General features: G+C 70.4%; 12 protein-coding genes. 5 read left to right on the top strand and 7 right to left on the bottom strand.

The window, feature by feature from the left end:
* Positions 1 to 106: 106 nt before the first annotated feature.
* On the bottom strand, positions 107 to 1,405 hold the full coding sequence (locus tag IEY60_RS12000; protein WP_189027046.1) for an SGNH/GDSL hydrolase family protein: 1,299 nt from the start codon (positions 1,403 to 1,405) through the stop codon (positions 107 to 109).
* 116 nt (positions 1,406 to 1,521) lie between these two features.
* Here IEY60_RS12000 and IEY60_RS11995 point away from each other — a divergent pair, with 116 nt between their 5' ends.
* Positions 1,522 to 2,436 (top strand): AraC family transcriptional regulator, encoded by a 915-nt coding sequence (locus IEY60_RS11995; protein WP_189027044.1) that lies wholly within the window; start codon positions 1,522 to 1,524, stop codon positions 2,434 to 2,436.
* A 4-nt stretch (positions 2,437 to 2,440) separates the two neighbouring features.
* Here the strand turns inward: IEY60_RS11995 and IEY60_RS11990 are convergent, their stop codons facing one another.
* Positions 2,441 to 2,848 carry a RidA family protein gene (locus IEY60_RS11990; protein WP_189027042.1) on the bottom strand — a complete coding sequence of 136 codons (408 nt, stop codon included), beginning with the start codon at positions 2,846 to 2,848 and terminating at the stop codon, positions 2,441 to 2,443.
* A gap of 63 nt (positions 2,849 to 2,911) precedes the next feature.
* Between IEY60_RS11990 and IEY60_RS11985 the strand changes: the two genes are divergently transcribed.
* Positions 2,912 to 3,520 carry a TetR/AcrR family transcriptional regulator gene (locus tag IEY60_RS11985; protein ID WP_189027039.1) on the top strand — a complete coding sequence of 203 codons (609 nt, stop codon included), beginning with the start codon at positions 2,912 to 2,914 and terminating at the stop codon, positions 3,518 to 3,520.
* On the opposite strand, the gene bla is transcribed toward IEY60_RS11985, so the two are convergent.
* On the bottom strand, positions 3,513 to 4,415 hold the full coding sequence (gene bla, locus IEY60_RS11980) for a class A beta-lactamase (protein WP_189027038.1): 903 nt from the start codon (positions 4,413 to 4,415) through the stop codon (positions 3,513 to 3,515). The genes IEY60_RS11985 and bla overlap by 8 nt on opposite strands.
* Positions 4,416 to 4,426: 11 nt before the next feature.
* Complete coding sequence (locus IEY60_RS11975; protein ID WP_189027036.1) at positions 4,427 to 4,612, bottom strand: hypothetical protein; 186 nt, start codon at positions 4,610 to 4,612, stop codon at positions 4,427 to 4,429.
* On the opposite strand from IEY60_RS11975, the gene IEY60_RS11970 reads away from it, so the two are divergent.
* Genes IEY60_RS11970 through IEY60_RS36210 form a run of 3 tightly spaced genes read left to right on the top strand, consistent with a single transcriptional unit; the run spans position 4,595 to position 10,263 of the window.
* Positions 4,595 to 5,461 carry a LysR family transcriptional regulator gene (locus IEY60_RS11970; RefSeq protein ID WP_189027034.1) on the top strand — a complete coding sequence of 289 codons (867 nt, stop codon included), beginning with the start codon at positions 4,595 to 4,597 and terminating at the stop codon, positions 5,459 to 5,461. The genes IEY60_RS11975 and IEY60_RS11970 overlap by 18 nt on opposite strands.
* Positions 5,458 to 6,348, top strand: a complete 891-nt coding sequence (locus IEY60_RS11965) for a serine hydrolase (RefSeq protein ID WP_189027032.1) — start codon at positions 5,458 to 5,460, stop codon at positions 6,346 to 6,348. The genes IEY60_RS11970 and IEY60_RS11965 overlap by 4 nt, the downstream gene beginning before the upstream one ends.
* Before the next feature lie 39 nt (positions 6,349 to 6,387).
* Entirely contained in the window at positions 6,388 to 10,263 is a 3,876-nt protein-coding gene (locus tag IEY60_RS36210) for an arabinosyltransferase domain-containing protein (protein WP_189027030.1), read from the top strand.
* A 159-nt stretch (positions 10,264 to 10,422) separates the two neighbouring features.
* On the opposite strand, the gene IEY60_RS11955 is transcribed toward IEY60_RS36210, so the two are convergent.
* The 3 genes from IEY60_RS11955 to IEY60_RS11945 form a co-directional block, all read right to left on the bottom strand.
* Entirely contained in the window at positions 10,423 to 11,526 is a 1,104-nt protein-coding gene (locus tag IEY60_RS11955; RefSeq protein ID WP_189027027.1) for an alpha/beta hydrolase, read from the bottom strand.
* A 75-nt stretch (positions 11,527 to 11,601) separates the two neighbouring features.
* On the bottom strand, positions 11,602 to 12,642 hold the full coding sequence (locus IEY60_RS11950) for a protein kinase domain-containing protein (protein WP_189027025.1): 1,041 nt from the start codon (positions 12,640 to 12,642) through the stop codon (positions 11,602 to 11,604).
* A gap of 94 nt (positions 12,643 to 12,736) precedes the next feature.
* Positions 12,737 to 13,636, bottom strand: a complete 900-nt coding sequence (locus IEY60_RS11945) for a CE1 family esterase (protein ID WP_189027022.1) — start codon at positions 13,634 to 13,636, stop codon at positions 12,737 to 12,739.
* Between the last annotated feature and the right edge of the window lie 54 nt (positions 13,637 to 13,690).

Here is a 13,690-nt window from a genome sequence, read left to right as displayed (position 1 = left end):
CATATCGAGCCCTCGCGCCGACTGCCACTCGTGCGGCGAGGGTTCATCACCTGTTCGATTTCGATTCGTTACCGAATCGCAAAGTTCGCAGAGCCACGACCTGCGGTTATGTCAGAATGACCTTGCCGATCGCCGCTGCCATCGCCGCGTAGCCGGAGTCGTTGGGGTGCAACTGATCACCACTGTCGTAGGAGCCGGCGAGCCGGGCGGGGTCGGTGGGATCGGCCATCGCGCGGTCGAGATCGACCACCGCGTCGAAGGCTCCTGCCGAGGTGATCCAGCTGTTCACCTCCCTCCGGAGGCGATCCTTCTCGGCCGAGTAGTAGGGCGACCCCGCGAACGGCAGCAGCGTCGCGCCGATGACGCGCACCCCCGCCGCCCGCGCCTGGGCGATGAGCTCGCGATATCCGGCGACGAGCTGGTCGGCCGAAACCTGCGGGGAGAGCTGCCCGTCCGGGCCGGTCATCCCGGCCATGCCGATGTCGTTGATACCGATCAGGATGACGGCCGTGCCCACTCCCGGCTGTTCGAGGACGTCGCGGCGGAAGCGGGTGAGCGCGCTGTCGCCGAGGACGGTCGAATCGGTGAGCAGCCGGTTACCGCTGATCCCCGCGTTCACGACCGCGCCGGGACGCCCCGCGGCGGTGAGCTCACGGGTGAGGTGGTCGGGGTAGCGCTGGTCGGCGTCGATCCCGGAGCGGTAGCCGTCGGTGATCGAATCACCGAATGCGACAGTGACATCGCGGGCCCGGCCTGCGCGGACGGTATCGATGCCCGCCAGGTAGTACCAGGATTGGGAGGACTCGGTGAAGGCGGCGGCGTCCGGTGCGGCGGTGTGGTCGCCGGTGGCGCGGTAGCTCGTCGCGGCGGCCTGGGCGTGCTGGGTGGCGGGGCCGGTGGGCCTGGCGAAGTACAGCGTCACGGTGATCGCCTCCCCCGCCGCGATCGGCGCGGTCACGAGATCGCTGGAAATCTCTGCGCCCGGGGCGATTTCGAATGCCTCGGCGCCGGTGACGGTCAGTCGGCTGACCGTCTCCGGGATCACGGCGGCGCCGCCCGCGCTCCGGGCAACGGTCGCGCCGGCGACCGCGAGCGGCGTCGTGCCATATCTGTTCGACAAGCGAACCCTGACCTGCGGTCCGCCGTCCGAGAGCCGAACAACTTGGCGCACAGACTGATCGGCGAATCCCTCAGCTGACCAGTTCGGCGTCACCGCGGTCGCGGGATGCTGGACCGCGGCCGCCCACGCACCCGACCATTCGGGCGCCGGGGTTTCGGCACCGCACGCCACCAGGGCTGACGTGGTCGCGCCCGCGACGAGCAGGGCAGCACGACGAGCTAGCACCGTCGTCCGCTTGTCCGTCGCGGCGGGCTCGGTGACGGCTCCGTCGACCTCGATCTTCATGTCGTACTCCTTGCTCATCGAATGCTTGAACCCAGCGTATGAGTACGGAGTGAGACATAAAATTATCCAGAATCTTGCTCTGATATCCATTCGTCTCTCAGAGTATGGTTTCTGACATGGATCTGCTCAGCGATGTGTTGGCCACCGCGCGCACCGGGCGTCCCGCCTCCGGCATGTTCGTGCGGCACGCGCCGTGGGGGCGGGCGTATCCGCGCATAGATGGCGCCGGGTTCCATGTGGTTCTCCAGGGCTCGTGCTGGCTGACGCGGCCCGACGCGGAGCCGATCGCGCTGGGCGCGGGTGATGCGGTGTTCATGCCGCGCGGTGTCGCTCACGAGCTGGTCGACCAGCTCGACAGCCGGATCACCGAGACGGCCGGTCCCAGCGACATCCGGTTCGTCGACGGTCCCGGCGCTACCGCGACGCTGCTGTGCGGTTCCTATCAACTCGCCGCCGACCGCACCCACCCGCTACTGACGGAACTGCCCGAGGTGGTGCACATTCCGGCCCGGCTCGGCACCCATCCGTCGCTGCGCGCCGCGGTCGACCTGCTCGCCGACGAACTCACCGATACCCGTCCCGGCGCCGATGCCGCGATTCCGCCGCTGCTGGATCTGCTGCTGCTCTATCTGCTGCGTGCCTGGCTCGCGGAGACCAAGGAGTCGTCAGGGTGGGCCGCCGCTGTCGCCGACGCCGAGATCTCCCGTGCGCTGCGCGCCATCCACGACGACCCCGCGCACGGCTGGACCGTCGAATCCCTCGGTGCCCGAGCGGGTCTCAGCCGCGCGGCGTTCGCCCGGCGGTTCACCAGTCTCGTCGGCGAACCGCCGCTGGCCTATCTCACCCGCTGGCGCATGCTCGTCGCCGCTCGCCTGCTCCGCGACACCGACCAGCCACTGGCGACGGTGGCCCGGCACAGCGGGTACGGCTCCGAGTACGCCTTCGGGAAAGCGTTCAAGCGTGAATTCGGCACGGCCCCAGGGCGTTATCGCGCGACCGGCGCGGAGGTTCTGATCGCGGGCGCGAGCTGAGCTGTCAGGCGAGGACCGCGGTGGCCTCGACCTCGACCATGAGGTCGGGTTCGCCGAGTGCGGCGACGCCGAGGAGGGTGATCGGCTTGACCGGGTCGACGCCGAGCTTGGCGGCGGCGCGGGCGACGCCTTCGCCGAGGAGCGGAAACTTGTCGGGACCCCAGTCCACGACGTAGATGGTCAGCTTCGCGACGTCGTCGAAGCTGCCGCCGATCTCGGCGAGCGCGGTGCCGATATTGAGGTAGGCCTGCTCGACCTGAGCGGCGAAATCACCGGCGCCGACCGGGTTTCCGTCGGCATCACGGGCGACCTGACCTGCCAGGAACACCAGCCGCGAGCCGGTCGCGATCGACATCTGCCGATACACCTCGGGCTTGGGCAGCCCCTCCGGATTCACCAGTTCCACAGCCATGATTTCTCCCGCTCGCCGAGGGTTGACGACTCATACCATAGCATTGATATGTAATCTGACGCGATGGCCAGGCTGAAAAATCCCGCGGTGCGGGCGATGCTGATCGAGCGGGCGGCGCAGTTGCTGCGTGAACGTCAGCCGGTCACGCTGCGTGGGCTCGTCGCGGGCACGGCGGTGTCGACGATGGCCGTCTATACGTACTTCGACGGGATGGACGGGCTATGGCGCGCGGTGCGGCAGGAGGGGTTCACCCGCCTGGCTGCGCGACTCGAAGAGGTGCCCGACACCGACGACCCGGTGCACGATCTGGCCGCGCTCGGCAGCGCCTATCTGGCCAATGCGCTCGCCAATCCCGATCTCTACCGGGTGATGTTCGATGCCGGGTTCGCGCTCGAGGACGCCCCGGCCGCCGACGCCACCTTGGAACGTCTCGTCGTCGCCGTCGAATCAGCCAGGGCGACAAGGCGTTTCCGCGCCGATGTCGAGCCGCTGGATCTGGCCACGCAGAGCTGGACCATCGGGCACGGGCTGGCGGGCTTGGTCGCGACCGGCCCGCTGCCACCGGCCGCCCTCGGCTACGGCATCCCCTTGCTCACCGCGTTGTTCGTGGCGGCCGGTGACGATCCCGAGCGGTGTGCGCGGTCGGTGGCGTCGGGCTGGACTGTCAGTTGAGCTCGCCCACAGCCGCTTTCGTCGCTTCCGCGACGAGTTCGTCGGACGGTTCGGCGTTCTGCTCCGGCTTGGTGGACAGCACCGCGAGCACGAGCGGCGCGCGGCCCGGCGGCCAGGCCACGGCGACATCGAGCGCCGAACCGTAGGCCGGGGTGCCGGTCTTGTCGCCGACGACCCAGTCCGCGGGCAGGCCCGCCTTGATCCGCTTGGCGCCGGTGCGACTGGCTTTCAGCCATGCGGCGAGCTGGGCGCGTTCGGGTTCCTGCAGCGCGGTGCCGACGACGAGGGCGCGGTAGTTGGCGACCAGCGCCGTCGCGGTGGTGGTGTCGCGTTCGTCGCCGGGGATCGCGGTGTTGAGTTCGGGTTCCCAGCGGTCCAGGCGGGACACGGTGTCGCCGAGGGTGCGCAGGAAGGCGGTGAATCCTTCGGGGCCACCGAGCAATCGGAGCAGCATGTTGCCTGCGGTGTTGTCGGACCGGGTGATCGCGGCATCGCAGAGCGCGGTGACGGTCATGCCGGTGTCGACGTGCTTGGCCGTCTCCGGTGAGTTCACGACGATGTCGGCGGCGGTGTAGCGGATCACCTGGTCGAAGTAGCCCGTCGACAGCGGGTGGGCTTGCAGGAGACCGCCGCAGGCCAGGCCTTTGAAGGTCGAGGCCATCGGGAAGCGTTCGTCGGCGCGGTAGGTGACGGCGCGCTCGGAGCCGGTGTCGACCACCGACAGGCCGAGGCGGGCGCCGTAGGTCGCTTCCAGTGCGTCGAACGCGGGGGTGGCCGCCGCGGTCGTCGATGTCTCAGGTGCGGTGGTGCCCGCGCTGTTCGAACAGGCGGTGAGGACGACGGCGGACAGCGCCAGCGCGGCGGCCGCCAGGCGCCTGCGGCGGGTGTTGGTCACGGAAGGAGTCACTACTGCACCAGATCACCGTGGGCGGCGGTGAGGCCAATACCGGAGACCCGCGAGTCCGAGTCGCCTTCGATATCGACGCAGGTCGGCGACAGGACAAGGGCGGGAACGGTGGTCCGCCCGTGGCCGATCGGGGGTTGGCGCCGGGTGCGCGCTGGTTCAATGGCCGAATGGATCTGCTGCGTCATCTCCGGTTCTTCGTCGCGGTCGCGGACGAGGGCCACTTCGGGCGCGCGGCAGCCGCGCTCGAGATGACGCAACCGCCGCTGTCCCAGGGGTTGCGGCGGCTGGAACAGCACCTCGACCTCGAGCTGATCCACCGCACCAGCCAGGGCGCGATGCTCACCGCCGCGGGCAGGCAACTGCTGCCGCGGGCCCGGCTGCTCGTCGACGACGCCGATCGGCTGCTCGCCGAATCGGAGCGGATCGCCCAGCGCAGCGGGACCGTGCGATTCGCGGCCACGGCGGCGCTGCCCGACCGGCTGGTCGCCGCGTGCGTCACCGCACTGCGTGCTTCCGGTGGCACGGTCTCCACCGCGCTGGGCCCGACCGTCGACCTCGTGACGGAGGTGCGGGCCGGGGTGTGTGATGTCGCGGTGATCGAGCACCCGGCACTGGTCGACGGCATCGACGCCGGGCCGGTGGTGAAACTGCCGCGCTGGCTGGTCGTGCCCGCCGAGCACCGCACCACCACCGCCGAACGCCCCACCTTCCCGATGCTCGCCGGTCTGCATTTCGCGCACCCGGCCCGCGCCGCCAATCCGCCCGCCTTCGACACCGTGCTCGACCTGCTGCGCGAGCGCGGGCTGGACGCGACCACCCTGACCGCGCCCGACGACCGCGCGGTACTGGCCGCGGTCGCGGCAGGCACGAGTTTCGGTCTCACCGCCACCCCACCGACGCCGACACCCGGTGTCGCCTGGCTGACGCTCGCGCCGCAGTCGGTTGCCTTGCGGGTCAGGATCATTCGCCGTGCCGATGCCGCCGCGCATGCCGACGTCCTGGATCGGGTGCTCTACCGGGAGCGGCTGCGATGAGCTCGGCGGCCGAGCGGATCCGTGCCGTCTTCGCCGACGCGGGCTGCACGGGGTGGCTGCATGCCCGCCGCTGTGACGACTCCCCCGCCGAGGTGTCGGTCGGCGGGCGCGAGCGGGTGGTCACCGCGTCGGTGTACAAGCTGCTGCTGTTCGTCGCCTTCTGCCGTCAGGTCGACGAGGGCAGGATCGACCCGGTCGCCCAGCTCACCGTCGACCCCGCCGACTGCACCCCCGGCCCGACCGGCCTGGCCACCCTGCGCGATCCGATCACCCTGAGCCGACGCGACCTGGCGACCTCGATGATGACGGTGTCCGACAACGCCGCCGCCGATGTGCTGCTCGGCGAGATCGGCCTCGCCGCGGTGACGGACCTCCTCGACGAACTCGGGCTCACCGAGACCCGCATCGTCGGCGGCACCGCCGACCAGCACCGCAGCCTGGTCCGCGACACCGACACCCACACCACCGCGGAAGCCTTCGCCGCCCTCGCCGACAACGACGAAGCCTGGACGGTCTCGGCCTACGACCCCGCCTACGCCAGCGCGACCACACCGGAGGAGATGACTCGCTTCCTGCGGCTGCTGTGGAGCGGTGCCGTGTTGTCCACGGCCGGTACCGAATTCGTGCGCACCGTGATGGGCAGTCAGATCTGGCCGCACCGGATCGCGGCGGCCTTCCCGCATCGCGGCGTCCTCGTGGCGGGAAAGACCGGCACCATCGGCGTGATCCGCAACGAGGTCGCGGTGATCGAGTTCCCGGACGAAACCCCGGTCGCCGTCGCGGTTTTCACCCGCGCCGCCCGCGCCGACCCGACCCTGCCCGTCGTCGACGCGGCCATCGGCGAAGCCGCCCGCATCGCCGTCACCGAACTACGCCGCCCCCGCTGACCCACCCCGTTCGGGCGGTGATGGCTAGCATCAGCGTTCGTGGGTGGAGATTCTTCCGGCTTCGGCCGGGTGCAGATGGCCGGGATCGTGGCGGGGGTCGTCGGGGTGGCGCTGGCGGTGGCGGCTCCGTTCCTGCCGGTTCAGCAACAGCGCGCGAGCCTGGATTGGCCGCAGCCGCAGTCGATGCAACTCAGCGCGCCGCTGGTGGACTACGTGCCGCTGTCGCTGGACGTGAGCATTCCGTGCACCGCCCTGCGGGACATGACCGGCGGGACCGTGTTGTCGACGGTTCCGCCGCAGGCACCGCGCGCGGGATCGAAGGGGCTGGTGGCACGGATCGAGGATCGCCCGGAGACGGGACGGACCCTCGCCGTCGTTCTGCGCGATCGGCTGCTGCTCAGCGCGTCGCTGGCCGAGATCGCCGGTGCCCCGGGGGATTCGTCGGCTGGTGGTGGGCCGGGTTCGTCGCAGGGTGGGGATCAACCGCCCGGTACCCCGCCCACCAGCAGCGCTCAGCCTTCCGGCGCCGAACCTTCACGCAGTGCCCCACCTTCCGGCGCAACCCCACCCGGTGGTGCCACCCCGCCCACCGGTGGGTCTCGGCCCGGCGCCGATAGCGCGGCGCCGCCCTCCGGCGCGACACCCCCGCTGGGGGCCGCAGCGCAGGGGCCCGGAACATTTCCTTCAGCGACCAATCCGCCGACGGGCGCGCCAATGGGCAACCGCTCCCCGGGTGCCGATACACCGCCGGGCGGTGGAACACCCGGTGCCGCACCGGAGAACACGCAGGCAGCGCGATGCACGGCATTGACCATCACGTCGACCGCAGCGGGGACGACCGCTGAACTCACCGGCTTGACCAAGGCCGACGGGTCCCCGATGCGGACGACCGTCGACAGCGATGTGCGTCCACAGATCGTGGGTGTCTACACCGAGCTCGATCGGGGGCGGATGGGTGATGCGCGTCTGCATGCCGAGATCGATGCGCGGTTCTCGTCGAGTCCGAGCGGGTGGAAACTGGCGACGATCGTCGGTGCGGTGCTGTGCGCGCTGATCGCGCTGATCTGCCTGCATCGCAGTGATATTCGTGATGGGCGCAGGTCACGGCGGATCCTGCCTGTCCGCTGGTGGCGGTTCACCGGCCTCGATGCGACGGTGGCGGGCACGCTGGTCGTCTGGCATGTGATCGGCGCGAACAGTTCCGACGACGGCTACATCCTGACGATGGCGCGGGCGTCGCGGGAGGCCGGGTATACGGCCAACTACTACCGGTGGTTCCAGGTCGCCGAGGCGCCGTTCGGCTGGCCGTACGAGGTGCTCGCGCAGATGACCCGGATCAGCGATGCCGGGTTGTGGATGCGGTTGCCCGCGCTGCTGGCCGGGTTGGTGTGCTGGCTGGTGCTCAGCCGGGAAGTGTTGCCGCGCCTGGGTTCCCGGGTCGCCGCGAGCACACCGGCGCGCTGGACCGCGGCCCTGGTGTTCCTGTCGATCTGGTTGCCTTACAACAACGGTCTGCGCCTCGAACCGCTGATCGCGGTCGGCGCACTGCTCACCTGGTGCTCGATGGAGCGGGCGATCGCGACCCGTCGCCTGCTGCCCGCCGCCGTGGCGGTCCTGGTCGCCGCGTTCTCCCTCGCCGCCGGTCCGACGGGACTGATCTGCCTGGCGGCTCTGCTGGCCGGTTCACGACCGGTCCTCCGGACGCTCATCAGCCGGGCCACAGCAGGTTCGGGACCCGCGTTGCCGCGCTACGCGGCGCTGCTCGCGCCGATCGCGGCAGCGGGCACTCTGGTCCTGGTCGTCGTCTTCGCCGATCAGACGTTCTCGACCGTGCTGGAAGCCACCAGGGTCCGCCAGCTCGTCGGCCCCGACATGTCCTGGTTCGAGGAACGCACCCGCTGGGATTCCCTGCTGTCGGTGAACCCCGACGGCTCCCTCGCCCGGAGATTCGGCGTCCTCGCCATGCTCCTGTGCCTGGCCGTCGGCATCCTGGTGACCCTGCGCCGCGGCGGCCGTATCCCCGCGACCGCCCGCGGCCCGGTCACCCGCATCCTCGCCGTCACCTTCATGGCACTGCTGCTGATGATGTTCACCCCCACCAAGTGGACCCACCACTTCGGCGTCTACGCGGGCCTGGCGGGCGCCCTCGCCGCCGTCACGGCGGTGGCCCTGAGCCGCGCCTTCCTGCGCCCGTACCTGCGCACCCTGTTCGCCGCGGCGGTCCTGTTCCTGCTGGCCATCTGCTTCACCGGCTCCAACGGCTACTGGTACGTCTCCGGCTACGGCGTCCCCTGGCCCGACCGCGCCCCCACCCTCGGCGAAATCGAGGTCTCCACCTTCTTCCTCGCCGCCACCGCCCTGACCCTGCTCATCGCCCTCTGGCAGTACTACCGATCCCCTGACGAGAACACCCGATCCCTCGAAACATCGAAGGACACCCCGGCAGAGATCGACACGACCGATCGAAATGCAGGCGCCACGAGCACTGCGGATGCTCGCGGGGCAGGGAGTTCGGCTCAGTCGATCGTCGCCAGCGGGCCTAGCGGCACCGATAACCGCGCAGCTACAAGGCATTTCAGGTTCCCTGTTGTTGTGCCGCTGACGTTGGCCGCTGCGGTGATGGTGCTGTTCGACGTGGGATCACTGGCGGCAGCTGCTGTCTCGCAGTACCCCGCGCATTCGGTCGGGTTGTCGAACCTGCGCACGCTGACCGGCGATCAATGCGCCATGGCGGATGACGTGCTGGTCGAGACCAACACCGCCGACTCGCTCCTCACGCCGTACACCGGCACGGTTGCCGACGGGCTCGCTGCCGAAAATACCGGCTTCACCCCGAACGGGATCGGCAGCCTCGCCCCCGATCCCGGGCCCGGCCAATCCTCCTCTCCCCCATCAGGTTCGGGCCCCGCGCCCGGCGGACCAGGGGGCGCAGGCCCAGGCGGCGGCCCGGGCGGCGGTGGACCGGGCGGCCCCGGCGGATCGGCTCCGGGTGGCCCCGGCGGATCAACCCCCGGCGGTCCCGGCGGTTCTGCCACAGGAAACGGTGCCCCCAACGGCACGGCACCGGGTGCGCCGGGCGCGGCTCCGGGCGTCAACGGCAGCACGGTGGCGCTCCCCTTCGGCCTCGTCCCGGAACGCACGCCGGTACTCGGCAGCTACTCCACCGGCGCACCGCAGCGCACGCAGCTGACCACCCAGTGGTACCGACTGGATCTTGCTGCCACACAGCAGGATCCCGCGCATCGGGTGCTGATCCTGACCGTGGCCGGACGCATCGAATCCGTGGCGCCGGACGGTTCACGCCTGCCCGGTCAGCGGCTGCGGGTCGAGTTCGCCAAACGCGCGGACGACGGAACCGTCACGTCCCTGGGCGATGCCACACCGCCGACGGTCGGTGGCGCACCCGGCTGGCGCAACCTGCCGATCGACCTGGACCAGGTTCCCGCGGGAACGACTGCGGTCCGGCTCGTCGCCGAGGCCGGTGAGCCCGACCCGATGCAGTGGCTCGCCGTCACGCCACCGCGTCTGCCGAAACTGTCTTCGCTGAACACGGTGGTCGGCAGCACCGACCCGGTACTCGCGGATTGGCATGTGGGACTGGCATTCCCGTGCCAGCGCCCGTTCGATCACCGCACCGGTGTCGCGGAGATGCCACTGTGGCGGATCCAGCCGGACAAGCTCAACGCGCAGGTCTCCGAGACCTGGCAGGGTGACACCGGCGGCGGCCCGCTCGGCTGGACCGGCATGCTCATGCAGTCGCGCACCATCCCCGCCTACCTCGCCGACGACTGGACCAGGGACTGGGGCGAACTCCAGCGCCTCACCCGCCTGGTCGCCGCACCACCGGCCGAGATCACCGTCCGCCGCGCGAACACGTGGGGCTGGGCCGACGAAAGCCCCATCAGGACAGGCTGACCGCGGGGACCGACCGCCACCGGCCGGCCACCTACCCCGACCCGTCAGCCGAGTGCCGCCGTCGCTCCTCGGGCAGAGGCGGCACTCGTCACCCGACCCGGCGAACAAGAAACCGCCGCAGTCCAGCGCGGACTGCGGCGGTTCAGCTTGCGGCAGAGACTACTTCGGCGGCTCACCAGGAGCACCACCGGCGGGCGGCTGACCACCTGGCGCACCGGCAGGCGGCTCACCACCGGCAGGCGGCGCACCGGCGGGCAGCGGCTTGCCGATATTGCGCGCCATATCGGGCATCAGGCGAATGGCGACCTGCTCCCAGGTACCCCAGTTGTGGATACCGATATCGGGGAAGTCGTAGCTGACGTTCGTGTAACCCAGTGCGGTGATGCGCTTTTCGAACGAGCGCGTGTTGGCCAGCGCGATCGCCTCGAGCGGCATGCCCTGGGTGATCGCGTCGATCGAAGACAGGTCCTGGTCGGCCGGCTTGGCGCTGCCCGCGGAGATGTAGAGGCGGGTGTTGTTGGCGATCAGCTTCTCGGCGAACCCGTACGGGTCCATCCGCCGCCACTTCTCGCTGCCCGCGGGCGCCATCGCCTCGATGTTGTAGCCACCGCTGGCGATCATCGCCGCGCCGAGCGCCTCCCGCATGCCCGGCATCGACATGTGCAGGTAGCCCGACAGCGAACCCGCGTAGGTGAACTGCTCCGGATGGTAGGCCGCCATCAACAGCGCCGCGCTGCCACCGCTGGACAGCCCGACCACACCGTTGCGGGTCGAGCTGAAGCCCAGCCTGCTCTTCAGCGCGTCGGGCAGGGTCTTGGTGATGAAGGTCTCCCACTGATAGGTGGTGACCTTGCCGTTGGTGTCTTCCCAGCCGCCGATGGCCGACCCGGAGTCCGCGCTCGGCAGAGCCGAGCCGTCGGGGTTGACGCCGAAGAAGTTGCTCGGCTGCTCCCAGTCGGCGTAGAAGCTGGACTGCCCGCCGACCGGCATCACGACATTGATGTTGAACTTCGCCATCTGCGCCGGGATGGAAGTGTGCTTCTCCCAGCCGTTCAGGTCGTCCTCGGCGCGCTCACCGTCGAGCAGGTAGACCACCCGGTCGGTGTTGCCGTCGGCGGCCCGGATGATGCGGGTGTTGATGGTGCCCATCGAGGAATCGACCCGGAAGTCGATCGCCGACGGGTCGGCATCCGCCGCCGCGGGACCCACCGCGGCCACCGACGCCCCGAGCGGCAGCAGCGCGGTCACGACGGCACCGGCCATCGTGCGCCGGAGCCTGCTGGATCTGGGTCGGCGCTCCTGCGCCCCTCCCACAGTTACGCCAAGCATGATCGGAGTTCAGACCTTTCCGTTGTGCGGCACCGCCGCTCCCCACTCCACCCGACCGCGACACGACAGCCTGCGGGCGGATCCTGCCGGGCAGCATAGCGCGCCCCCGATCCGGCGGGCATATCGAAAACCGATGTGACGCAGCTCGCTTCGAGTCGTGCGCTCAGCCGACGGGGTCGATGCGGAGACGCAGAATCCGTTCGCGGCATGGTCGAGGGTGAGGTCGACCGCCTGCGTCGCACCGTCGGCGCTGGTCACCGGCGCGCTGACGGTCACGGTCGAATTGTTCTGCCAGTACGGACCGAATTGGCCGAGGGTTCCGGGGCGGCGCACCGCGTCGGTGATCTGCGCGACGTCGCCGTACATCCGAGGGATCTCGGCGGGCGACTGGGTCCAGCACTTGCGAATCAGCGCGCTCATATCGCCGACGAGGAGGTCGTCGAGCCAGGGACGCAGGACCGTCGCAGCGGTCGGGCTGTCCGGCACCGCACCGATCTGCGCCGCCGCCGAGGTCGTCGGCCCGCCGGAGTTGCCGGTCACCGCACGGTCTTCGGCGGTGAGCACGGCGAACGCGGTCACCCCCGCCACCACCGCCGCCGCGTCGGCGAGCGCACCGCAGCTGGCGAACCGGTCGCCCGGGTTCTTCGCCATGGCGCGCGCGATCACCGCGTCCATGGCCGGCGGCAGCGCCGGATTGCCTGCCGACGGGCGCGGCGGCGGTTCGATCAGGTGCGCGCTGATCCACGCGGCCGGACTTTCCCGCTGGAACGGGACGAAACCGGTGAGCAGCTCGTAGAGCGTGCCGCCGAGGGCGTACACATCGGTGCGCACGTCGAGCGGAGCGCCTTCGAGCTGTTCGGGCGCCGCGTACGCGAGGGTGCCGAGCACCGAGCCCGCCGAGGTGAGGCTGGCCGTCTCGCCCATGCTGCGGGCGATCCCGAAGTCGGTGACCAGCACCTCCTCGGTGCCGTCAACCGCGCCCATGCCCCCACCGCCGAGCCTGCGTTCGATGTGGTATCCCGCAAGGCTCGCCCCTGGCCCGAACTCCATCACTGCTCCTTCGCATCACGACCACCCACGTGACTGCGCTCAGGCTATCCGCCGCGACGCACCGCTGCCGCAGGTCGGATTCGGTTGTGCCACTTCAGCGGTGGTGCCCGGCGAAGAAATCCCAGATCAGCCGGGTCGCGTCGAATGCATCGGGCCGGCTGTTCGGATCGAGCCGTTCGAGCGGGGACAGCTCGGCGCCCGGCCACCGGTGCCCCGCACCCGCCACGGTGACGAGGTCGACCGCACGCCCGTCGCGGCAGCTCGCCCGCAGGGTCGTGACGCGATCGTCGATCGTCGACAGCGGCGGTGCGCAGTCGTCGGCAGCCCGCCAGAACTCGTTCAGCTCCGGCACCGACGGTCCGTCGATCCGGGCGACGCCGCTGCCGGGCGCACCGTCGTAGCGGACGTTCTCGTCGTCGGTGCCGTGCACGTGGATCACCGAGGTCGGCGAGGGGTGCGGGCAGTCGTCGAGCAGGGTGCCCGCGACGGCACCGACGGCGGCGGCGATCGAGGTCCGGCAGGCCATCGAGTACGCCATCATCGCGCCGTTGCTCATGCCGGTGAGGTAGATCCGATCGCGGTCGATCGGCACGGTGCGGACGAGCTCGTCGATCATCCTGGTCAGGAACCCCACGTCGTCGACGCCGGTGCGGGCCGGATTGCCGCAGCAGCCGCCCGCGTTCCAGGCGCGGTCGAGGCCGTCGGGATAGGCGACGACGAAACCGCCCGCATCAGCCAGCGCATCCCAGCCGTACGCGCGCTGCGCCTGCTCCCCGGTGCCGAGTCCGCCGTGCAGCACCACCACCAGCGGGGGTCGCGCCGGAAGCGCGGCAGGCCGGTAGACACGGTAATGCCGAGTCCGGTCGTCGTGCTCGAGCACCTGCTCGGTCGTCCCCGAGACGGCGGGCCCGGAGTCGTCCCGGACGGCGACGACGCCGACGACGACGACGAACACGACCGTGACGGCCGCGGCGGCGAGCAACGCGATCCGCATGCGATCAGTCAACCGGCCCGCACGCTGCCAGGCAACGAGCCGGTCGATCCGGCG

It is taken from the genome of Nocardia rhizosphaerihabitans (assembly GCF_014646295.1).
In the GTDB taxonomy this organism is placed as follows: Bacteria; Actinomycetota; Actinomycetes; order Mycobacteriales; family Mycobacteriaceae; genus Nocardia; species Nocardia rhizosphaerihabitans.
This window is presented reverse-complemented; position numbering and strand designations above follow the sequence as displayed.

Coding starts and splice junctions, on each gene's coding strand:
- IEY60_RS12000 (WP_189027046.1), bottom strand. CDS start 1,405: ATGAAGATCGAGGTCGACGGAGCCGTCACCGAGCCCGCCGCGACGGAC.
- IEY60_RS11995 (WP_189027044.1), top strand. CDS start 1,522: ATGGATCTGCTCAGCGATGTGTTGGCCACCGCGCGCACCGGGCGTCCC.
- IEY60_RS11990 (WP_189027042.1), bottom strand. CDS start 2,848: ATGGCTGTGGAACTGGTGAATCCGGAGGGGCTGCCCAAGCCCGAGGTG.
- IEY60_RS11985 (WP_189027039.1), top strand. CDS start 2,912: ATGGCCAGGCTGAAAAATCCCGCGGTGCGGGCGATGCTGATCGAGCGG.
- IEY60_RS11970 (WP_189027034.1), top strand. CDS start 4,595: ATGGATCTGCTGCGTCATCTCCGGTTCTTCGTCGCGGTCGCGGACGAG.
- IEY60_RS11975 (WP_189027036.1), bottom strand. CDS start 4,612: ATGACGCAGCAGATCCATTCGGCCATTGAACCAGCGCGCACCCGGCGC.
- IEY60_RS11965 (WP_189027032.1), top strand. CDS start 5,458: ATGAGCTCGGCGGCCGAGCGGATCCGTGCCGTCTTCGCCGACGCGGGC.
- IEY60_RS11955 (WP_189027027.1), bottom strand. CDS start 11,526: ATGGCCGGTGCCGTCGTGACCGCGCTGCTGCCGCTCGGGGCGTCGGTG.
- IEY60_RS11950 (WP_189027025.1), bottom strand. CDS start 12,642: ATGGAGTTCGGGCCAGGGGCGAGCCTTGCGGGATACCACATCGAACGC.
- IEY60_RS11945 (WP_189027022.1), bottom strand. CDS start 13,636: ATGCGGATCGCGTTGCTCGCCGCCGCGGCCGTCACGGTCGTGTTCGTC.